At 73.4% G+C, this 20,241-nt stretch carries 19 protein-coding genes; 2 read left to right on the forward strand and 17 right to left on the reverse strand.

Annotation, left to right across the window (positions count from 1 at the left end):
* Positions 1 to 33: 33 nt before the first annotated feature.
* The 12 genes from ACFQ8C_RS23880 to ACFQ8C_RS23935 all read right to left on the reverse strand — a co-directional run bounded on the left by ACFQ8C_RS23880 (position 34) and on the right by ACFQ8C_RS23935 (position 14,819).
* A complete protein-coding gene (locus tag ACFQ8C_RS23880; protein ID WP_383461060.1) occupies positions 34 to 1,212 on the reverse strand; it encodes an agmatine/peptidylarginine deiminase in 1,179 nt (392 codons plus the stop codon).
* A gap of 74 nt (positions 1,213 to 1,286) precedes the next feature.
* Positions 1,287 to 2,738: a purine-cytosine permease family protein gene (locus ACFQ8C_RS23885; protein WP_383461062.1), complete on the reverse strand. Its 1,452-nt coding sequence runs from the start codon at positions 2,736 to 2,738 to the stop codon at positions 1,287 to 1,289.
* Positions 2,739 to 2,973: 235 nt separating this feature from the next.
* On the reverse strand, positions 2,974 to 3,768 hold the full coding sequence (locus tag ACFQ8C_RS23890) for an ABC transporter ATP-binding protein (RefSeq protein WP_383461064.1): 795 nt from the start codon (positions 3,766 to 3,768) through the stop codon (positions 2,974 to 2,976).
* Positions 3,758 to 4,756 carry an ABC transporter ATP-binding protein gene (locus tag ACFQ8C_RS23895; protein ID WP_383461065.1) on the reverse strand — a complete coding sequence of 333 codons (999 nt, stop codon included), beginning with the start codon at positions 4,754 to 4,756 and terminating at the stop codon, positions 3,758 to 3,760. Before ACFQ8C_RS23895 ends, ACFQ8C_RS23890 begins: the two co-directional genes overlap by 11 nt.
* Complete coding sequence (locus tag ACFQ8C_RS23900) at positions 4,753 to 5,607, reverse strand: ABC transporter permease (RefSeq protein ID WP_383461068.1); 855 nt, start codon at positions 5,605 to 5,607, stop codon at positions 4,753 to 4,755. The genes ACFQ8C_RS23895 and ACFQ8C_RS23900 overlap by 4 nt, the downstream gene beginning before the upstream one ends.
* Entirely contained in the window at positions 5,604 to 6,563 is a 960-nt protein-coding gene (locus tag ACFQ8C_RS23905) for an ABC transporter permease (protein ID WP_383461071.1), read from the reverse strand. Before ACFQ8C_RS23905 ends, ACFQ8C_RS23900 begins: the two co-directional genes overlap by 4 nt.
* On the reverse strand, positions 6,560 to 8,218 hold the full coding sequence (locus tag ACFQ8C_RS23910; protein ID WP_383461073.1) for an ABC transporter substrate-binding protein: 1,659 nt from the start codon (positions 8,216 to 8,218) through the stop codon (positions 6,560 to 6,562). The genes ACFQ8C_RS23905 and ACFQ8C_RS23910 overlap by 4 nt, the downstream gene beginning before the upstream one ends.
* 131 nt (positions 8,219 to 8,349) lie before the next feature.
* A complete protein-coding gene (locus tag ACFQ8C_RS23915; RefSeq protein ID WP_383461075.1) occupies positions 8,350 to 9,363 on the reverse strand; it encodes an agmatine/peptidylarginine deiminase in 1,014 nt (337 codons plus the stop codon).
* A gap of 251 nt (positions 9,364 to 9,614) precedes the next feature.
* Positions 9,615 to 11,366, reverse strand: a complete 1,752-nt coding sequence (locus ACFQ8C_RS23920; RefSeq protein WP_383461078.1) for an urease subunit alpha — start codon at positions 11,364 to 11,366, stop codon at positions 9,615 to 9,617.
* The gene (gene ureA, locus ACFQ8C_RS23925) at positions 11,363 to 12,058 is read right to left on the reverse strand and encodes an urease subunit gamma (protein WP_383461081.1); all 696 of its coding nucleotides are present in this window, start codon (positions 12,056 to 12,058) and stop codon (positions 11,363 to 11,365) included. The genes ACFQ8C_RS23920 and ureA overlap by 4 nt, the downstream gene beginning before the upstream one ends.
* Positions 12,059 to 12,443: 385 nt before the next feature.
* Positions 12,444 to 13,028, reverse strand: a complete 585-nt coding sequence (locus ACFQ8C_RS23930; RefSeq protein ID WP_383461084.1) for a TetR/AcrR family transcriptional regulator — start codon at positions 13,026 to 13,028, stop codon at positions 12,444 to 12,446.
* Positions 13,029 to 13,211: 183 nt separating this feature from the next.
* On the reverse strand, positions 13,212 to 14,819 hold the full coding sequence (locus ACFQ8C_RS23935; protein WP_383461088.1) for a serine/threonine-protein kinase: 1,608 nt from the start codon (positions 14,817 to 14,819) through the stop codon (positions 13,212 to 13,214).
* Positions 14,820 to 14,908: 89 nt separating this feature from the next.
* Between ACFQ8C_RS23935 and ACFQ8C_RS23940 the strand changes: the two genes are divergently transcribed.
* A complete protein-coding gene (locus ACFQ8C_RS23940) occupies positions 14,909 to 15,532 on the forward strand; it encodes a TetR/AcrR family transcriptional regulator (protein WP_383461090.1) in 624 nt (207 codons plus the stop codon).
* Positions 15,533 to 15,873: 341 nt separating this feature from the next.
* Positions 15,874 to 17,043: an agmatine/peptidylarginine deiminase gene (locus tag ACFQ8C_RS23945; RefSeq protein ID WP_383461092.1), complete on the forward strand. Its 1,170-nt coding sequence runs from the start codon at positions 15,874 to 15,876 to the stop codon at positions 17,041 to 17,043.
* Positions 17,044 to 17,128: 85 nt separating this feature from the next.
* On the opposite strand, the gene ACFQ8C_RS23950 is transcribed toward ACFQ8C_RS23945, so the two are convergent.
* The 5 genes from ACFQ8C_RS23950 to ACFQ8C_RS23970 are packed head-to-tail and all read right to left on the reverse strand — an operon-like array spanning position 17,129 to position 20,151.
* Positions 17,129 to 17,833: a DUF6230 family protein gene (locus ACFQ8C_RS23950; RefSeq protein ID WP_383461094.1), complete on the reverse strand. Its 705-nt coding sequence runs from the start codon at positions 17,831 to 17,833 to the stop codon at positions 17,129 to 17,131.
* Entirely contained in the window at positions 17,830 to 18,450 is a 621-nt protein-coding gene (locus ACFQ8C_RS23955) for a hypothetical protein (RefSeq protein WP_383461095.1), read from the reverse strand. The genes ACFQ8C_RS23950 and ACFQ8C_RS23955 overlap by 4 nt, the downstream gene beginning before the upstream one ends.
* Complete coding sequence (locus ACFQ8C_RS23960) at positions 18,447 to 18,878, reverse strand: DUF6114 domain-containing protein (RefSeq protein ID WP_383461097.1); 432 nt, start codon at positions 18,876 to 18,878, stop codon at positions 18,447 to 18,449. Before ACFQ8C_RS23960 ends, ACFQ8C_RS23955 begins: the two co-directional genes overlap by 4 nt.
* A complete protein-coding gene (locus ACFQ8C_RS23965) occupies positions 18,872 to 19,657 on the reverse strand; it encodes a DUF6230 family protein (protein WP_383461099.1) in 786 nt (261 codons plus the stop codon). The genes ACFQ8C_RS23960 and ACFQ8C_RS23965 overlap by 7 nt, the downstream gene beginning before the upstream one ends.
* Positions 19,654 to 20,151, reverse strand: coding sequence for a DUF6114 domain-containing protein (locus ACFQ8C_RS23970; RefSeq protein ID WP_383461101.1), 498 nt, complete (start codon positions 20,149 to 20,151; stop codon positions 19,654 to 19,656). Before ACFQ8C_RS23970 ends, ACFQ8C_RS23965 begins: the two co-directional genes overlap by 4 nt.
* Positions 20,152 to 20,241: the final 90 nt, after the last annotated feature.

Raw genomic sequence — 20,241 nt, forward strand, 5'->3', positions numbered from 1 at the left:
GTCCCCGGGAGGGGGCGGGCCCGCGCCCGTGGGTCAGCGGCTCGGTTCCTGCATGGTCACGCAGTGGGCGCCTCCGCCGCCGTTGCCGTAGAGGTTGTCGAGGTTGAGCTGGACCACCGGCCGGCCGTAGGCGGCGGCGATGGCCGACTTGGCCGCGGCGTCCTTGGCGGTGTCGCCGAACTGGGTGGTGATGATCGCCTCGTTCGTCACCGTCCAGTTCATGTAGGAGCTGAGGAACTCGGCACGGCGGCCCGACGGGATCCGGGGCAGGGTGTCGGGGCCCTCGATGGTGAGGACCTGGAGGCGGCGGCCCCGGGCGTCGGTGGCGGCGGCCAGGACGTCGCGGATGGCCTGGGCGTTAGCGGTCCACACGTCCGGCCGTACGGCTCCGGCGAGCTGGACCATGACGACGCCGGGCCGGATGTAGCGGGCGGTGCCGTCGATGTGCCCGTCGGTGACGTCCTGGCCCTTGACGCCCGGCAGCCAGATCATCTTGGAGGCACCGAAGCGGGAGAGCAGTTCCGCCTCTATCTGGGCGCGGGTCTTGCCGGGGTTGCGGTTGGAGTTCACCCAGCAGCTCTCGGTGGCCATGAGGGTGCCGTCGCCGTCGTACTCGACCCCGCCGCCCTCGCCGACCGCGGACGACCTGGCGAACGGGACGCCCGCGTAGGCGGCCACCCGCTGGGCGACCACGCGGTCCTTGTCGTAGGCGGAGGCGGGGATGCCGTAGAAGCGGGTGGCGTTCTCGCCCCAGGCGTTGAAGTTCAGGCCGAAGGAGTCGAGGCCGCCGGCGTCGTCGACGCGGAAGAGCGGACCGGTGTCGCGCATCCAGCAGTCCGAGACCGGGATCGAGCTGATCACCGTGACCGTGGAGCCGCACGCGCTCCTGGCCTGCGAGGCGGCGGAGGAGCCGTCCGCGCACATGATGACCGGTTCGTACCTGGCGACCTCCCTCGCGAGCTTGGCGATGTCGGCCTGGATCCTGGAGAGCGTGCTGCCCCAGATCGTGTAGTTGGACGGCCAGGCCATCCAGGTCCTGCGGTGCGACTCGTCCTCTCCCGGCACGCGCCAGGAGGCGGCCATCGCGGGCTGGGCCCCGAGGACCGGTGCCGCCGCGAGGGCGGCCGCGACCGCTCCGGTGCGGGCGAGGAGGCTTCTGCGGCTGATGCCGGGGCGGTCGCCCGCGTGTTCCTTGTTCACGTTCACGTTCACGTGGTGCTCCTTCTCTCCGAGGTTCCGTGGGTACGGGGGGTACGGGAGGTGCGGGTAGGTGCGGGTGGGTGCGGTCAGTGGAGTCGGTCCAGCAGCCCCTCCTCCCGGACCATCCGGCGCTCGGTGGCCAGGTCGAGGCTTCGGGCGAAGGCCCAGTAGAGGCCGCCGGCCACGGGCAGGCCGACGAGGAGGGAGCAGTCGACGCCGCCGAGGAGCCGTGCGGCGGGCCCGACGAAGAGGCCGGTGATGACCATGAAGGGGGTCATGCAGGCGAGGCCGATCGCGTAGGCGAGGTTGCCGCGCCAGCCCCACCGGCCGTAGATCCCGCGGGGGTTGAAGATCTCCTTCACCACGTACTGACCGCGCCGGACGAAGAAGAAGTCGACCAGGTTGATGGCCGTCCAGGGGATGAAGAGGTAGGTCAGGACCACGACCACGTGGGCGAAGAACCAGTTGAACTGGTCGATGCCGACGAGGGTGGAGACGGTGCCGACGGCGGCCAGCATGATGCCGATCGTCGCGATCCGGAGCGTCCGCGTCGGCTTGACCGGGCGGAAGGAGTCCAGGATCGAGATCATGGTGAGGCTGCCGCCGTACTGGTTGACGGCCATGATGGAGAGCAGTCCGACCAGCAGGACGACGACCGCGAGGGTGCCGAATCCGTCGAACAGCCGGTCCGCCGCGAGCTTCAGGGCGGTCACGGGGTCGGTTCCCTCGGGAGCGCCGGCCGAGACGACGGCGCCGAGGACGAAGACCCAGATCCCGGAGACCGCGCTCGGCAGGTAGGTCCACCAGAAGGTGCTGCGGACCGGGACGTCGGGTCTGAGGTAGCGCGAGTAGTCCGAGACGTACGGCGCCCAGCCCAGCTGGAATCCGGCGACGAAGACGAACACGAGCATGAACGGGGCGAGTTCGAAGGGTCCCGGCGTCCAGACGCCGTCCGGCAGTCCGCCGCCGAAGAGGGCGGCCGCCGTGACGGCCGCGGTGATCACGACGAACGGCCAGGTGAGCCACCCGTTGATGCGGTGGATCCACTCGTACCCGAACAGGGCGATCACGGTCGCCACCCCGGCGGCCAGGAGGTAGCCGACGGTGTTCGGCATGCCGGTGAGCAGGTTCATGGCCTGGCCGGACAGCAGCGCGTCGGAGGTGTTGAAGGCGACGTAGTTGACCAGGGCGAACACCCAGACCGTGAGCGCGGCGCCCAGGTAGCCGAACTGGGGCCGGGACTGCACGAGTTGGGGCAGACCGAGCTGGGGCCCCTGCGCGGAGTGGAACGCCATGAAGAACGTGCCGAAGAGGGAGCCGAGGACGGTGGCGATCACCGTCCAGACCAGCGAGGCCCCGAGCGAGAGCGTCACGACGCCGGTCGCCAGGCCGGTGAGGTTGAGGCTGCCGACGAACCAGATGGCTCCGACGTCCGACGGTCTGCCGTGTCGTTCCGAGAGGGGCACCCAGTCGATCGAGTGCTGCTCGATCCCGGCGAGGGGGGCGGGATCATTCGTCTGCGAGGCAACTGGCCCCATGCGGGCTCCTGTTCACGGGTGCTTCCACGAGAGTCCGTCCGGCGTCCGGGCTCCGGCGTGCCGGACGGATGCGCACACCGTAGGAACTGACTTAAATTTCAGTCAATCCCTCGAACGCGAGGAGTCGACTGAAATTTCACTGCGGATTTCGTCGCCGCCGGGCGTCACGGGCGACGAGAGCGGCGTCCGCCCGGACGCCGCCGAGGCCTCCTCCCCCGGGAGGAGGTGCCGTGGGTCAGAGCGCGCGGCGGGCGGCCGCGATCGCGGCGGGGTCCCAGCCGGGGCGGGGCACCGATTCCAGCAGCAGGCGGGTGTAGGGGTGTTCGGGCGCGGCGAGCACCTCGGAGGTGCGGCCGGCCTCGACGACGCGCCCCCGGCGCATGACGATGACGTCGTCGGTGACATGGCGGACCACGCCGAGGTCGTGGGTGATAAACAGGTAGCCGATCCGGGTCCGTTCGCGGATGTCGGCGAGCAGGTTGAGGATCTGGGCCTGTACGGAGACGTCGAGCGCGGCGACCGCCTCGTCCAGGACGAGGACGGCCGGTTCGACGGCGAGGGCGCGGGCCAGGGCGACCCGCTGGCGCTGGCCGCCGGAGAGCTGCCGGGGGCGGGCATCCGCGGCCCGGGTGCCCAGGCCGACCTGGTCGAGGAGTTCGCGGACGCGCCGGTCGTGGTCGGTGCCGGGGAAGTGCAGCCGCAGGGTCTCGCGCAGCACCTGCTCGACGCTGGTGCGGGGGTCGAGGGAGAGGTACGGGTCCTGGAAGACCATCTGGACCTCGCGGGCGCGGGCCAGGCGCCCGGCCCTGCCGCGGCCGGCGGTCCGGTCCCGGCCCCGGACGCGTACCTCCCCGGCGTCGGCCCGCTCCAGTCCGACGACGATGCGGGCGGTGGTGGTCTTGCCGGAGCCGGACTCCCCGACGATGCCGAGGGAGCCGCCCTCGGGAAGGACGAAGGAGACGTCGTCGACGGCGGCGACGCTCCCGAAGGCGCGGTGGAGGCCGACGGCCTCCAGGGCGTTATCGGGCATCGACGGGGCTCCCTTCGAGCCGGTCGGTGTGGTGGCAGGCCGCCTGGTGGGTCGGGAGTCCGGGCGCGGCCCGCCGCTCGGGCACCTGCCGCTCGCAGACTTCCGTGGCGAGGGGACATCGGGCGGCGAACGGGCAGCCGGGCAGTGCCCGCCGCAGGTCGGGGGGTTGCCCGTCGATGGCGGCGAGCCGACCGCCGGGGGCTTCGAGGCGGGGGGCGGAGGCCAGCAGGGCGGCGGTGTACGGGTGCCGGGGCCGGGCGAAGAGGGCTTCGGCGGGGCCGCTCTCGGCGATCCGTCCGGCGTACATGACGTAGACGCGGTCGCCGATGGCGGCGGCGAGGTCGAGGTCGTGGGTGACGAAGAGGAGTCCGGTGCGGAAGCGGACGCGGAGTTCGGCGAGGAGGGCGATGACCTCGGCCTGGGTGGTGACGTCGAGCGCGGTGGTGGGCTCGTCGGCCAGGAGGAGTTCGGGGTCGCCCATGAGGGCGGCGGCGATCATGACGCGTTGCAGCATGCCGCCGGAGACCTGGCCGGGGTACTTGCGCAGCGCGGACTCCTCCAGGCCGACCGCGCGCAGGAGTTCGCCGGCGCGGGCGGTGGCCTCGGCCCGGCTCGCGCTCCGGGTGAGGGTGACGCCCTCGGTGAGGAAGTCGCCGATGCGGCGCATCGGGTTGAGGGCGGCCCGGGGATCCTGGAAGACCATGGCGACGGTGTCGGTGCGCAGCGCGCGCAGCTGCTCGGGCTTCATGGCGAGCACGTCGTGACCACGGACCCGGATCCGGCCCTCGGCGACGGCGCCGGGGGGCAGCAGGCCGAGGGCGCCGCGCGAGGTGAGGGACTTGCCGGAGCCGGACTCGCCGACGAGGGCGACGGTCTCGCCGGCCGCGACGTGCAGGTCGACGCCGTCGAGGACGGGGCGGGCGGTGCCGGGCAGCGTGATCCGCAGCCCTTGGACGTCGAGCGCGTGCGGGGGTCTCGTGGGGGTCATCGGTCTCTCCTGGCGACGCGGTCGGCCCAGCGCTCGCCGACGACGTTGAAGGCGACGACGGTCAGCACGATGCACACGCAGGGCAGGACCGCGGAGAGCGGGTAGCCGTGCTGGACCGCGGTCTGTCCGTCGAAGACCATGCGGCCCCAGTCCGGGGTGAGGGCGGGGACGCCGAGGCCGAGGAAGGACAGGCCGGCCAGGTCCATGAGCGCGTAGCCGAAGTTGATGGTGGACTGGGCGAGGACGACGGGGGCGATGTTGGGCAGGACGTGGCGCAGGCAGATCTGGAGCGCCGAGTGGCCCTGGACCTGGTAGGCGCTCACGTAGGGGCGGGCGCGTTCGGCGAGGACGAGCGAGCGGGTGAGCCGGCTGACGTACGGCAGGTAGGCGAGCGACAGCGCGATGACGGGGGCGAGCAGCCCTTCGCCGTGGATCGAGATGACCAGGATCGCGAGCAGCATCCCCGGGAAGGCGAAGACGAGTTCGGTGGAGCGGGAGAGGACGGAGTCGAGCCGGCCGCCGCGCCAGGCCGCCGCCATGCCGATCGCGAGGCCGGCGAGGGTGGAGAAGAGCACGACGCCGAACGGCCCGAGGAGGGAGGTGCGGGCGCCGAGCAGCAGCCGGGAGAGGGTGTCGCGGCCGGCGGCGTCGATGCCGAGCGGGTGCTCGGCGGAGGGGCCCGCGAGCGCGTTGCCGAGGTCGACCGCGTTGGGGTCGTACGGGACGGTCCAGGGCGCGAACAGGGCGGCGGCGGTGACGAGGCCGGCGAGGCCGAGGCAGAACAGGTGGAGCGGGGACCGGGCGGTACGGAGCCGGGCGAGGCCCGGGCGGCGCGTCAGGACGGCGGTCATGCGGAGGAGCTCCTCGTTCCGAGCGTGATCCGCGGGTCGACCAGCGGCAGCAGCAGGTCGACGACGAGGTTCACGGACATGAAGAGAGCGACGATGATCAGGGAGATCGCCTGGACGGTCGGGAAGTCCTTGGTCGAGGTGGACAGCTCCAGGAGCTGGCCGACTCCGCCGATGCTGAAGGCGGTCTCCACGAGGATCGTGCAGACGAGCAGGGTGGAGACGATGAGGCCGCCGGTGGTCAGGATGGTGCCGAGCGAGTTCCGGAAGACGTGGCGGCGGATGACCTGGCGCTCCGGCACGCCCCGGCTGCGGGCGACCGTGACGTGCTCGCTGTCGAGGGCTTCGAGCATGGCGGAGCGGGTGACCCGGGCGAGCATGCCGATGAGGTAGAGCGCGAGGGCGATCGCGGGCAGGGTGAGGTGCCGGACCTTGTCGAGGAAGCCGTCGCCCGCGCCGCTGCTGGGGAACCAGCCCAGCTGGACGGCGAACACGCCCTGCAGCAGCACGGCGGCGACGAACGACGGGGTGCCGACGGCGAAGGTCGTGCCGACCAGGACGGCGGTGTCGGTGGCGCCGCCGCGGACCGCGGAGATCCGGCCGAGCAGCAGTCCGACGACGACCACCACGACGAGCGCCATGCCGATGAGGAGCAGGGTGGTCGGCAGCCGGTCGGCGAGGAGGCGCGAGACGTCGGTGCGGTAGGTGAGGGAGCGCCCGAAGTCGCCCTGGACCACGTCCCCGAGCCAGCGCAGGTAGCGGACGGCGAAGGGGTCGTCCAGGTGGTACTGGGCGTTGATCGCGGCCAGCGCGTCGGGTGAGGCCGAGCGGCCGGCGAGCAGGAAGCTCGCCGGGTTGCCGGGGGCCAGGTAGAGGGCGCCGAAGACCACGAACGAGGCGGCGAGGAGGGTCACGGCCATCTCCGCCACGCGCCGCACGGCGAAGCGGACGAAGCTCACTGCCCGGCCCCCACGGAGGCGGCCCACGGCCGGTACATGTACGCGATGGTCGTGGGGGCGCCGGTGATCCTCTTGTTGAGGAAGACCGAGGTGGGCCACTCGGCGACCGGTATCCACAGGAACCGTTCGGCGGCGAGCCGGTTGAGCTGGGCCTCGATCTCCATCCGCTCGGCGGGCGCGTACGCGGCGGCGGCCCGGTCGACGAGGGCGTCGTACCGCTTGTCGCTGTGGCCCGCGTAGTTGAGGTAGGCGCCGGTCTTGAAGTTGGCCAGGAGGTCGAGCGGGTCGGTGATGGAGTTGTAGAGGGTGAGGGGGAACATGTCGACGCCCTCGCGCGCCCGGGGGTCGGTGAACAGCGCGGTGAAGGCGTTCGGGGCGACCGTCTTGAGGCGGATGTCGAGGCCGATGCGGGTGCCGGCGGCCTGGACGGCGGTGGCGAGGAGCGAGACGTCCTGGCCGATGGGGCTGGTGACCATGGTCAGGGTCTTGCCGGTGGCGCCGGCCTCCTTGATCAGGGCCTTGGCCTTCTCGATGTCCGGTTCGGTGGGCGGCAGTCCGTCGAAGGCGGCCCTGAGGGCGCTCTCGGGCGCGGCACCCCAGGCGGCGCGGGTGGTGAGGGAGCCGGTGACGGTGCCGGCGCCGCCGAGTCCGGCCTTGACGAAGCCGGAGCGGTCGAGGGCGAGGGAGAGCGCCCGGCGGACCCGTACGTCGCCGAGCGCGCCCTTCATGTCGGTGACGTTGACGTTGACGGTACTGAGGCCCTCGCCGAAGTACAGGGTTCCGACGCCGCTCTCCCGGAGCCGGGCGTAGCTCTCGGTGGGGATCAGGTAGCCGCCGTCGATCTCGCCGCTGAGCATGGCGTTGGTCCGGGCGGAGGGGTCGGTGAGGACGCGGAAGACGGCCTTCCTCGCCTTGGCCTCGGCGCCCCAGTAGCCGTCGAAGCGCTCCAGCTCGATGGACTGTCCCTTCTGCCAGGCGCCGAGCCGGAAGGGGCCGGTGCAGGCGAGGCCGCCGGTGGTGCCGTAGTCCTTGCCCGCCGCCTCGACGCCCGCCTTCGAGGCGACCACGCCGGCGGCGGTGGCCATGTACTGCGGGAACTGGGAGTCGGGCCGCTTGAGGCGGACGGTGACCTGGAGGGGGCCGGTGGCGTGGACCGAGGCGACGTTCCGGAAGACCTGCGCCCAGGCCGCGGCGTTCTTCGGGTCGGTCTGCCGGCCCAGGCTGAAGACGACGTCGTCGGCGGTCATCGTCCGCCCGTCGTGGAAGCGGACGCCGGACCGCAGGTCGTAGACCCAGGTGAGCGGGTCCGGGTTGACCGCCTGCCGGGCGAGCCCCGGTTCGAGGGTGAGCTGCGGCGTCCAGCGCATGAGGCTCTCGCACACGTTGGACAGGACGGTGTTCTGCGGGTAGTCGAAGGCGACCGTGTAGTCGAGGGTGGGCGGCTCGGCGTAGAGGGCCCAGGTGAAGGAGTCGATCTCGGCGCGGGCGGGGGGCGTGGAGGCGGAGAGCCGGGCCTCGACGCCGCCCGTGCCGCCCTTGGGCGGGCCGGAGCAGGCCGCCAGGAGGGCGAGGGCGGACAGGACCGCTGTCGCGGCGGCGGTCCGGCCGTGCCGGCCGGAGGGCCGTCTGCGGATCCGGGAGGGAGGTGTCGTCATCGTCGCGCTGTCTTTCCGTGAGGGATACGGGAGTGACGGGCCGCGGGGCCGGCCCGTCAGCGGCGGACTCGGGAGGGGCGGGAGGCCGGCCCGTCAGCGGCGGACTCGGGAGGGGCGGGGGGCGGGAGGCGTCACGCGGAGGCGCCGGCGGCCGGCACCTGCTGGGTGATGCAGTGCACTCCGCCACCGCCGTAGGCGATCGCGACGGCGCGCACCGGGACGACCTCGCGTCCGGGGTGGGCGGAGGCGATCACCGCGAGGGCGGCCTCGTCCTGGGGCAGACCGGCCACCGGGACGACGACGCCGCCGTTGGCGACGTAGTAGTTGAGGTACGAGACCTCGACCTCGCCGTCCGGCATGTCGGCGAACGCGGTCTGGGGCACGTCGATGATCTCCAGGCGGCGGCCGCGGGCGTCGCGGGTCGCCTCCAGGACCGCGCGGTTGGCGCGCATGCGGGCGAAGTCCGGGTGGTCGGGGTCGTCCGGCAGGGAGACCACGACGGTGCCGGGGGCGGCGAAGGCGCAGACGCCGTCGACGTGCCCGTCGGTCTCCGTGTCGAGCAGACCGCCGTACGGCAGCCAGACGACCTTCTCCACGCCGAGCCGGGCCTTCAGCTCGGCCTCGATCTGCTCGCGGCTCAGGCCGGGGTTGCGGTTGGTGTGGAGCAGGCACTGCTCCGTGGTGATGAGCGTGCCCTCGCCGTCCACGGTGATCGCCCCGCCCTCCAGGATCATGCCGGAGGCGATGCGGTCGACGCCCAGGTGCTCCAGGAGCAGCGCGCCGACCCGGTCGTCGGAGTCGTACGGGTGGTGCTTGCGGCCCCAGGCGTTGAAGCGGAAGTCCACGCCCGCGCGGTTGCCGTCGTCGTCGAGGACGAAGAGCGGGGCGGAGTCGCGGAACCACGAGTCGTCCTGCGCCAGCTCGATGACGGTGATGCCGTCGCCGCACCTCGCCCTGGCCTCGTCGCCGTGGCCGGGCGGCGCGACCATCGTGACGGGCTCGAACGCCGCGATGGCGCGGGCGACGTTCGCGTACTCGTCCTTGACGTCGTCCAGCACGCTGCCCCACAGGTCCTCGCGGACGGGCCAGGCCATGAGGCACGCCTCGTGCTCGGACCACTCGGCAGGCATACGGAATGCAGTCATCACGGGTCTCTCTATCTCTTCGCCAGAAGTACCCGTCGGCGGCGGCTCGGCCTGGCGCGCTGGGAGGGGACGGGTACGCGGTGTGAAGAGCATCCTCCTCCCGACTGAAAATTCAGTCAAGAGTGAGGACGCGGCTTTCACGGTGGGTCGGTGGGTCGGTGGGTCGGTGGGTCGGTGGGTCGGTGGGTCGGTGGGTCGGTGGGTCGGTGGGTCGGTGGGTCGGTGGGTCGGTGGGAGGAGGTCCGGGGACCTCAGAGGAAGTACAGCCGGCTCAGGGAGACCCGCTGCGCGGGCTCCGAGCGCACCGGATCGCCGTCGAGGGTCACGAGGCCGGTGCGCGCGTCGACGTCCACCTGCCCGAGGCGGGCGTTGCGCACCAGGTCGGCGGGGCCGATGCCGCGGGTCCCGCGCACGGCCACCCGCCTGCGCCGGGTACGCAGGAGGTCGTGGGGCGAGCCCGCGGAACCGGAGGCGGCGTGGGCGCCGCTGACGAAGGCGACGGAGAGCTCGGCCGGGGCGGCGCCGTGGGCGCCGAACAGCGGGCCGAGGACGAGCGGTTCACAGGTGTCGGTGGCGGCGTTCGGATCACCCGTGACGCCGTAGGCGGGGAAGCCGTTCTTGATGACCAGCTGTGGTTTGGCGCCGAAGAACTCGGGCCGCCAGAGCACGATGTCGGCCAGCTTGCCGACCTCGACGGAGCCGATCTCGTGGGCAAGGCCGTGGGCGATGGCGGGGTTGATGGTCAGCTTGGCCAGGTAGCGCAGCACCCGGGCGTTGTCGTCGTGGGCGCCGTCGCCGTCCACCGGCCCGAGCTCGGCCTTCATCTTCCCGGCCATGGCGAAGGTCCGGCGTACGGTCTCGCCGGCCCTTCCCATCCCCTGCGCGTCGGAGGAGGTGATCCCGATCGCGCCGAGATCGTGCAGGACGTCCTCCGCCCCCATCGTCCCGGCCCTGATCCGGTCGCGCGCCATCGCGGCGTCACCGGGCAGATCGGTCTTCAGGTCGTGGACGGAGACGATCATCCCGTAGTGCTCGGCCACCGCGTCACGGCCGAAGGGCAGGGTGGGGTTGGTCGAGGAACCGATCACGTTCGGCACCCCCGCCATCTTCAGCACGTTGGGAACGTGCCCGCCCCCGCACCCCTCGATGTGGAAGGCGTGGATCGTACGCCCCTCCAGCACCGCGAGGGTGTCCTCCACCGACAGGCACTCGTTCAGACCGTCCGAGTGCAGCGCGACCTGGACGTCGTGCTCCTCCGCCACCCGCAGCGCCGTGTCCAGCGCCCGGGTGTGCGCGCCCATGTCCTCGTGCACCTTGAAACCGGACGCCCCGCCCTCGGCGAGCGCCTCGACCAGCGGAGCCGGGTCCGAGGAGGAGCCCCGGGCCAGGAAGCCGATGTTGACCGGCCAGGCGTCGAAGGCGCTGAACCCGAGCCGCAGGGCCCACGGGGAGTTCACGCCGACGCCCCAACTGGGCCCGATCTCCTGGCCGATGATCGTGGTGACGCCGCTGGCGAGCGAGGCCTCCATGATCCGGGGGGAGAGCAGGTGGACGTGGGTGTCGATCGCACCGGCGGTGGCGATCAGCCCCTCGCCCGGGATCATGGTCGTGCCGGTGCCGACCACGACGTCGACGCCGTCGAGGGTGTCCGGGTTGCCGGCCCGCCCGATCGCGTGGATCCGGCCCTCGCGGATGCCGATGGAGACCTTGCGGATCCCCTGCACGGCGTCGATCAGCAGGACGTTGCTGATGACGACGTCACAGGTCTCGCGGACGGCCGCCGCCTTCAGGTGCATGCCGTCGCGGGCGGTCTTGCCGAAACCGGCCAGGAACTCGTCCCCTGGTCGCTGGGCGTCCGACTCCACCCGCACGACCAGCCCGGAGTCCCCGAGCCGGACGCGGTCCCCCGCGCGGGGGCCGTGCACGGAGGCGTACTCGTACGGGTCGATGTGGCGGCTCTCGCCGGGCGCGCAGTGGTCGCCGTGTCTGCCGGGCCTGCTCATCGCTCCGCACCTTTCGCTCCCAGGTAGCCGCACGCGGCGGCGCGCCGCAGGGCCTCCTCCTTCGCGCCGGGCGCGTCCAGCGGCCCGTCGACCAGCCCCGCGAAGCCGATCGCCACGCGGGCGCCGCCCATCGGGACGAGCCCGACCTCCGCGGCGGCTCCGGGATCGAAGCGGGTGGACGCGCCGGCCGGGGCCGCGAGCCGCATGCCGTAGGCGGCGGACCGGTCGAAGTCCAGACGGGGGTTGGCCTCGAAGAAGTGGAAGTGCGAGGTCACGCTCACCGGGACGGACGCGGTGTTGCGGACGCGCAGGGTGAGGGCCGGTTCCGGCGCCGGCACCGCGTCCGCGTGGGGCAGGACCGCCCCCGGGGCGCCGTCGCCGGGCTCGACCTCGCCGAACGGGGCGCTGACGACGGCGAGCCGGGTGCCGTCCTCGAACACCGCCTCGACCTGGATCTCCGTGACGACGTCGGTGACACCGGGAAGCACGTCGTCCGGGCCGAGGACGGAACGGCCGCGGTCGAGCGCCTCCGCCAGGCGGAGACCGTCCCGCGCGGCCTCGCAGACGGTGTCGGCGATCAGCGCGGTCGCCTCGGGCACGTTGAGGCGCAGCCCGCGCGTCCGTCGGGTCCGGGCGAGTTCGGCGGCGGTGAAGAGGAGCAGCCGGTCCCGCTCGGTCGGGGTCAGTGGCATGGCGTCCCTTCCTTTCCATGGAGTCGGAGGTGGGGTGCGCGGCCACTGTTCCACTGACTGAAATATCAGTCAAGATTCGGGAGACGAACCGGCCCGCGTCCGAGGAACACGGAACACGGGAGAGGGGCCTACCTCGCCGCCTACGTCGCTACGTCGCCATGTCGCTACGTCACGCGGTGCGGGCTCATGCCCGGCCCACGAGAACGGGCGGCCGTGGCGCCGACCCGTCGACCGGATCGCGTCCGGGCCGGGACGGGGGCACCCCGGGCCGGACGTACGCGCCCAGACCGGACGTACGCGTCCGGGCCAGAAGTACGCGCCCCGGGAGGACGCGGCGCCGATCAGGCGGCGGAGCCCGCCGGGCGGGCGGGGGGCACGCCCTGCGTCACGGGCGACGGCCGAGTCGCTCGACCTCGGCTTCGATGCCCTCGCTCATCAGGGCCCGGGCGTGGGAGATCTGGAGCGTGCCGCTCAGCCAGCGCATGCTCAGCCCCTCCAGGAGGGCGGTGAGCCGCTCGGCGGCCCCCGCGAGGGCGACCGCCGGGGCCATCGGCCGGACCTGGCCGAGCAGGGCGGCGACCTCCTGGACCCAGACCAGCGTGGCCCGCGTCAGGTCCTCGCGCAGCACGTCGTCGAAGACGGCGCTGGCCCGCAGTTCGCCCCAGGCGCTGCTGTTCTCCCGGACCTCGGTCGTGTCCTGGAGCTCCAGCAGGAGCGTGTGCTCCAGCTCCTCGCGCGGGCTGAGCGGCGGGGCGTCCGGGTCGCGCTCGGTCGTGTACCGCTCGGCGCGGTCGTTGATGAACTCCAGCGTCTTGAGCAGGATGCCGTTGCGGTCCTTGAAGTGGTAGTAGATCAGCGCGGTGGACACGCCCGCCTCGGCGGCGAGCTCCTCCACGCGCAGGCCACGGACCCCGCGCCGGGCGATCACCCGGGCGGCCGCTTCGAGGATCTGAGTACTGCGAGACGCCATGGTCCGAACCTTACCGGGCCCCGCCCGCCCACCGGACGCCGGAGGCGGGACGGGCCGCACGCTCCCGTACGCGCAGGGCCGACGGAGCTCCGGCTCCCGGCGGCCGCCCCGGAAAGGCCCCGCCCACCGGCCCAAGTCCCGTACCCGAAGGCCCGCTTCGCCCCCTCGAAGGCCGGCCGCCGCCTACCTCCGGCGGTAGTGCTCGAAGGCCGCGGTGACCGGTCCGCCGTCGGTCCCGGCCTCCAGCAGCCACACGACGACGAGGTCCCGGCCGTCCGCGCCGCGGATGCAGAAGGGGCGTTCGCCGGCCAGGTCCGCGAAGGCGATCCGGGTGACCGGCTCGGTGTCGACGCCCCGCACGCAGTCGGCGGGGTCGAGCTCGCCGCCCTCCGAGACGAAGGCGTCGCCGTCCTCGGGCAGGACGAACTCCGACCGGTCCCGTGCCAGGTACCAGCCCGCCGTGTCCGTGGGCACGACCTTCCGGGCCTTCAGGTCGAACTCGTAGCTGTCGTCCGGGGCGGTGAGCGTGACCTCCGTGCCGACCCGGTCGTAGGAGGCGGGCGGCGAGGAGACCGGGTCCGGACCGGGCGACGGGCCGAGGAGGTACACCGAGCCGCCGACCGCCACGAGGAGCGCGGACAGGGCGAGCCCCCACACGACCGGTCGCCGCCTGCCCCGGCGCGCCCGGCGCGAGGAGGGGGCGGCGGAGCGCCCGGCCTCGGACCGGGCGACCGGCACCGCGGCCACGGCCCCCGCCCCGGCCCCCGCCGGAACCCCGGCCGGAGCCCCGGCCGCCAGGACGCGACCGGCGACCGGAGCAGGCGCCGCAGCCGCGGCCGGCGCGGCCAGCGTCGGCTGCGCGTGCACCGGCTCCGGACGGACGGCCCGTCCCGCCACCTCGCCGCCGACCGACCACGGCAGCCACCCCTCCCCGAACTCGGGGCGGCCCCCCACCAGAGGGTGGGCGTGGACCGCCGCGATCAGGTCCGCCGGCGACGGACGGTCCTCGGGCCGCTTGGCGAGGCACCAGGACGACAGGGACCGCAGGTCCTGCGGGACGCGGGTGAGGTCCGGCTGCTCGTGGACCACCCGGTACAGGGCGGCCGACTCCGGTCCCGCCCCGAAGGGCGCCTCGCCGCTCACCACGTAGGCGATGAGCGCGCCGAGGGCGAAGACGTCGGTGGCCGGGGAGACCGGCCCGCCCAGCGCCTGCTCGGGGGCCATGAAGGCGGCGGTGCCGATCCGCAGGCCCGTTCCGGTCAGCGCGACGGCGTCGGCGGCCCGCGCGATGCCGAAGTCGATGACCCGGGGGCCGTCCTCCGCGATCAGTACGTTGGCGGGCTTGAGGTCGCGGTGGACGACGCCGGCCCGGTGGATCGCCTCCAGCGCCTCGGCGATCCCGGCCAGGAGCGGCAGGGCCGTGCGCACCGGGAGCGGCCCGTGCCGCCGGACCACCTCGTGCAGCGACGGTCCGGGGACGTAGGCGGTGGCGAGCCACGGAGTGGGGGCGTCCACGCCCGAGGCGACCACCTGCGCGGTGAACAGGCCGTGGATGCGCTCGGCGCTGGCCACCTCCTGGGCGAAGCGCAGGCGGAACTCGGGATCCCCCGCGAACTCCTCCCGCACCGCCTTCAGGGCGATGGGGCGACCGCCCGGGGTGTGCGCCAGGTACACCACGCCCATGCCGCCCGAGCCCAGCCGCGCCTGGAGGCGGTAGCCGCCGATCTCTCGCGGGTCGTCGGCCGTCAGCGCCGCGTGAGCGGGCTGGGCACCAGGAAGCTGAGCGGACATACGGGGGCTCTTTCGACGGGGCGGAACGAAGGGCGCGGGTCGACGGACGCACCGGGCGCATCGTGCATCTAACTAAAGATTCAGTCAACATGCGACACTGGTGGTTCAGACCGCACGGGAGGGGATCACACGTGGCGACGGACCGCCGAAACGCCATCCTGGAAGGCGCCGCCCGGGTCATAGCCCGGCGGGGGGTGCGCGGCCTGCGCATGGAGGAACTGGCCGCCGAGGCGGGGGTGTCCACCGCGCTGATCTACTACCACTTCGGGGACCGGGCCGGGGTCCTGCGGCACACCCTGGAGTTCATCAGCGACCGGGCCGACCGGTACACCTCCGGCGAGGAGGGCGCCGGCGCCCCCCACGACCCCCGGCAGGAACTGGAGCAGTCGCTGCTGCTGGAGTTCCAGGACCTCGCCGAGGTCCGCGAGAACAGCACGGCGTGGGGGGAGCTGCGCGCCAGCGCGGTCTTCGAGCCCGAGTTGCGCGGCGACCTGGCCAGGGCGACGCTGACCTGGATCCACGATGTCGCGGACCTGCTGGGCGGCGTCCGGCCCACGGCCCCCGCACCCGCGCTCACGGCCTCCGCGGAACGGCTCACCGGCCTCCTGGAAGGGCTCAGCACCCGCTGGCTCAGCGGCGCGCTCCCCCTGCCCCACGCCCGCGAACTGGTGAAGGAGGCGGTCACCATCGAGATCGAGCGGCTGAGCCGATGACGACGGACGCCCCCGCCGCGCGAGGCCCCCGCCACACCAGGGCATCCCCGCCGCGCAAGAGCCCCCGCCGCGCAAGAGCCCCCGCCGCGCCAGGGCACCCCCCGCCGCCCGGGGTCCCGGCGACGCGGGCACATCCCCCGGCCGCGCCAGGGCACCCGCCGCCACGCGAGGGCGTCCGCCGATCATCTCCCATCAAGTTTGACTGAATTTTCAGTCAGTGACAGGGTGGCGACCGGACCGGCGACACGACAGCCACGTCCGACCCGTCGATGCCAGGGATCCGACAGCCCCTCCGTGCACTCTGTTGCCCTGGTCCCGCGCCCCCACGATCGGAGACCCCGATGTCCGACTTCCGTCCCTCCCGCCGCTCCGCCCTGCGGGTGCTCGCCGGGATCGGCGCACTCGCCCTCGGCACCTCGGCCTGCGGCCCCGACGGCACCGGCGGCTCGGGCACCCCGACCACCGCCGGCCGCCCGACCGCCCGCACCGGCACCGACGTGGACCGCCGCCTGGGCGCCGAGTGGGAGAGCCACGCCCGCACCTTCATGTCGTGGCCGGCCCTGGAGTCCGTCTGGGGCGAGGACCTGCCCTACGTACGGAAGGACATCGCCCGCGTGGCCCGGGCCATCGCCGCGTACGAGTACGTCGTGATGATGGCCCGGCCGGACCAGCTGGCCGCCGCCCAGAAGGCCTGCGGATCCGACGTCGAGGTCATCCCGCTCGCCGTCGACGACCTCTGGGCGCGGGACACCGTCCCCGTCTTCGTCGAGGAGGCCGGAGAGGTCGTCGGCGTCGACTTCGGCTTCAACGGCTGGGGCGGGAAGCAGGTCCACGCCAACGACGCCCAGGTCGGCCGGAAGCTGCTCGCCAAGTACCGGATCCCCCGCGAGGAGGCGCCCCTCGTCGCCGAGGGCGGCTCCTTCGAGACGGACGGCGAGGGGACCCTCCTGATCACCGAGAGCTCGATCGTCAACGACAACCGCAACCCGGGCATGAGCCGCGCCGAGATCGAGGCCGACCTCAAGGAGCTCCTGGGCATGGAGAAGGTGATCTGGCTGAAGGGGGTCCGCGGCGAGGACATCACCGACGCGCACGTCGACAGCCTCGTCCGGTTCACCGCCCCCGGAGTGGTCCTCCTCGACCGGGCCTTCCCCGGCACGCCCGCCGACTCCTGGTCGCGCTCCTCGGACGAGGCCGCGTCCGTGCTGGGCGAGGCGACCGACGCGAAGGGCCGCCGCTTCGAGGTCGTCGACCTCCCGCAGCCCGACCCCGACCGGATCTCGGGCTACAGCGACGACTTCCTCGCGACCTACGCGAACTTCTACGTCGGCAACGACGCGGTGTACATGCCCAAGTTCGGCGACCGGAAGGCCGACGACCGCGCCCGGGGCATCCTCCGGGAGCACTTCCCCAAGCGGGACGTCGTACAGGTGAACATCGACACCATCGCCACCGGAGGCGGCGGCATCCACTGCGCCACCCACGACCAGCCCGGTGAGCCGGTCGACTGAGCCCACCCGGCCGGCGCCGCCGCGGGCCGGGAACCGGCGCGGTCGGCGACCTCCTCGCCCGGCCGCTCGCCCTCCTCGGCCGGCCTCACGGCGTGCCCGGGGTCCCGGTGGGGGCGGCCGGGGCGGGGCAGGCGACCGCGCCGGGCCTCACGGAGAGCCTGAGCCCGGGCGTGGTGAGCAGCCCCGGGATCTGGAAGTCCTGCGCGGTGCCGGTGATCCGGTCGAACTTGGCGTAGCGGGCCTGGATGCCGAAGCGGTGCTGCGGGGCGCCCAGCGGGTTGGGGACGTAGGCGCCGGAGGCGTCCTTGACGGTGCGGACGTCGGCGCCGTTGACGTTGAGGTCGACGATGCCGTCCATGTCGAGCTCCCCGGTCGCGTTCCTGAGGTCGAGGACGGTGTTCCGGGTGCGGATCTCCCAGGAGCCGGGGTCGTCGTCGCCGAGCGTGAGCAGCAGGGTGTACGTGGCTCCCGCGATCTGCTGGAGCCGGCTGATGCAGAGCCCGTTGAGGACGCCGTCGGCGAAGCCCATCCGCAGCACCCGCACGCTGCCGGCCGTGCCGTCGGGCCGTACGACCTCCTGGTCGACGACGGCCGCGCCGTACTGCGTCCCGTACAGGCTGCCGGTGGTGAAGCCGACGGGCCGGTCCTGGACGCGCAGGCCGACGGCGAGCGCGCCGGTGGCCATCGCCGAGCCGAGCCCGCCGGCGGCGAGGAGCGCGGGGACGGCGACGGCGAGGGTGCGCCACCAGTGGGTGCGCCCCTCGGGACGGGGCGGTTCCTGACGGCTCATGGCGTGGTCACCGTGATCGTTCCGGGGAGGTGGACGGGGTTGTCGGTGGAGTCGAGGGCGGCGTGGTCGTCGACGGTCCGGATGGCGTAGATGTCGCCCTCGAACTCCTCGGCGCCCGCGGTCAGCGGGATGAGCGAGCCGAAGAAGTCGAGCAGCCCCTGGACCCCGCAGATCTTGAACAGGACCCGGACGCAGACGTGGGTGATGGTCCCCCACATCGTGGTCGTCTCGGGCTTGCCGGCGCTGTCGTAGCCGCCGAGCGAGCCCTCGTCCGGCACGTCGATGACGAGGGTGTGGCCGTCGGCCCGCTGGGTGACGTTCATGTGCGAGCGGATCTTCAGCTTGGTGAAGGTGTACTTGTTGGTGACCCGGGTGGTGCCGTCGGAGAGCCGGATGGTGACGCCCTTGTCGACGGTCAGGGAGACGGCGACCATGCTGTCGATCGTCACGCGCAGCGGGTACGGGCTGGGCAGGAACGGGACGCCGAGCGGTTCCACCGCGGCGGGCGGCCGTCCCGCGGCGCTGCTCGGCCGCCCGGAGGCGAGGGCGGTGGCGACGGCGAGCAGCAGCGCGGCCACGACGGCGACCGTCTCGCGCCTCCCCCGTGCGCCTGTCATCCCTCCACCGCCTCGGGTACGCCCCCGGCGGCGCGTGCCGCCCGCGGTCGCCTGGCGCCCCAGCCGACCGTCATGGAGCCGCCGAGGACGCCGAGGGCCATGCCGAGGAGGAAGCCGCCGAGGTTGGAGACGACGAGCGAGACCACGGCGAGGACGCAGCCGATGAGCCCGAAGGTGTACCGCTGCCGGGGGGCGGCGAGCGGGATCAGTCCGCAGAGGATCATCCCGCCGCCCACGAGGTAGCCGGCGACGCCGCCGAAGCCGGTGCTGACGATGAGCTGCACCGAGCTGAGCGAGAACTTGAGCACGGTCCAGCCGCCGGCCACCATCCAGACCCCGCCCCAGAACGGGCGGGTGCGGCGGAAGGCCCGGAACCACGCGTGGGCGGCGGAGATCCGGGCGTACGCCGCGCTCGCCCGGCTCAGCATGTGGTGGCCGTTCCGGCGACGACCTTCAGCCTCAGGTCGGGCAGCACCAGCGCTCCGGCCATCTCGGCGTCGTACGCGGTGGCGTTGAGCCCGTGCAGCTTGATGGAGCTGCCGCCCTCGCCGCCGGCCGAGCCGAGGCCGAAGCCGCCGGGGAGCGCGCCGGTCAGCGGCTTGCCGGCGACGGTGACCTGGTCGGCGGACTGCCCGAGGACCGCGTTCTGGAGGGTGGTGGGGCCGTAGGCCTGGAGCTCGGTGGCCTGGATGTAGAGGTTCGAGGCGTCGATGTCGGTGGTGAAGGTCGCGGGCGGGGTCGCGGTCACCTTCTGACCGCCGGTCAGCAGGAGCGAGTACGGCACCCCCGCGATCGACTGGTGGACGATCCCGCACAGTCCGGCCAGGCCGGCACTGGCGAAACCGACCCGCGCCATCGCGGTGTCGGTGGTGGAGGTGCCGTCCGGGCGGCCCACGGCGGGGGTGTTGACGATGGCGCCGAAGCCGCTGCCGGAGACGCCGTTGGAGGTGAGGGTGAACGGCTGCCCCGTGACGCTGAAGTTGGCGGCGAGGGCGCCCTGCGCGAGGGCTGCGCCGAGCGCGCCGACGGCGAGGCAGGAGGGGACGAGGGCGAGGGCGCCGCGGCCCCAGCGGGTGCCTCGGCGGGTGCCGTCGGCGGCCTCGGCGAGCATCCGGGCGTTCCAGTCGGCGGCGGCGCGGACGCCTTCGGACCCGAGCCGGGCAAGCGGACCGCCCGCCTTGCGGGGGCCTGCGTGGAGGGGGTTCATGCGGAGCCGCTCCCTACGGACGCGGGGGACACGGGGGTCCCGTCGGTGGCGCGGGGACGCCGGCGGAGGAGACCGCCGCCGCGCCGGGCGGGCTTCTCGGGCAGCCAGCCGAAGGCCATGGCGCCGCCCAGGACGGAGAGGCCCATTCCGACGAAGAGACCGCCGAGGTTGGAGAGGGGGAACGAGGCCACACCGGCGATGACGGCGATGGTGCCGGCGGTGTGGCGCTGGCTCGGCAGGGCGAGGACGAGCAGGGCCATCGCCATGATGACGACGCCGCCCGCCATGCCGGCGATGCCGCCGACGCCGACCTGGAGGATCCGGCCCAGCGGGGCCATCGGCAGGAAGAAGATCACGAATCCGCCGAGGGCGGTCCACGTCGCGGCCCAGAACGGCCGGGTGCGGCGCCAGCGGCGGAAGGCCCGACGGGCTCGGGCCGGGGCGGAGAGCGGCGGCCCGGGGGGCTCGGAGGCGGGCGGGTCGATGGTCGTCACAGGGACCTCACAGGGACCTCGCAGGGGCGTTCGACGGAGGGTGGGGCGAGCGGGCGGGCGGTCCCGGGGCGGCGCGCCCCGCGGTGGCGC

The sequence above is a fragment of the Streptomyces sp. NPDC056503 genome (genome assembly GCF_042794995.1).
GTDB lineage: Bacteria > Actinomycetota > Actinomycetes > Streptomycetales > Streptomycetaceae > Streptomyces.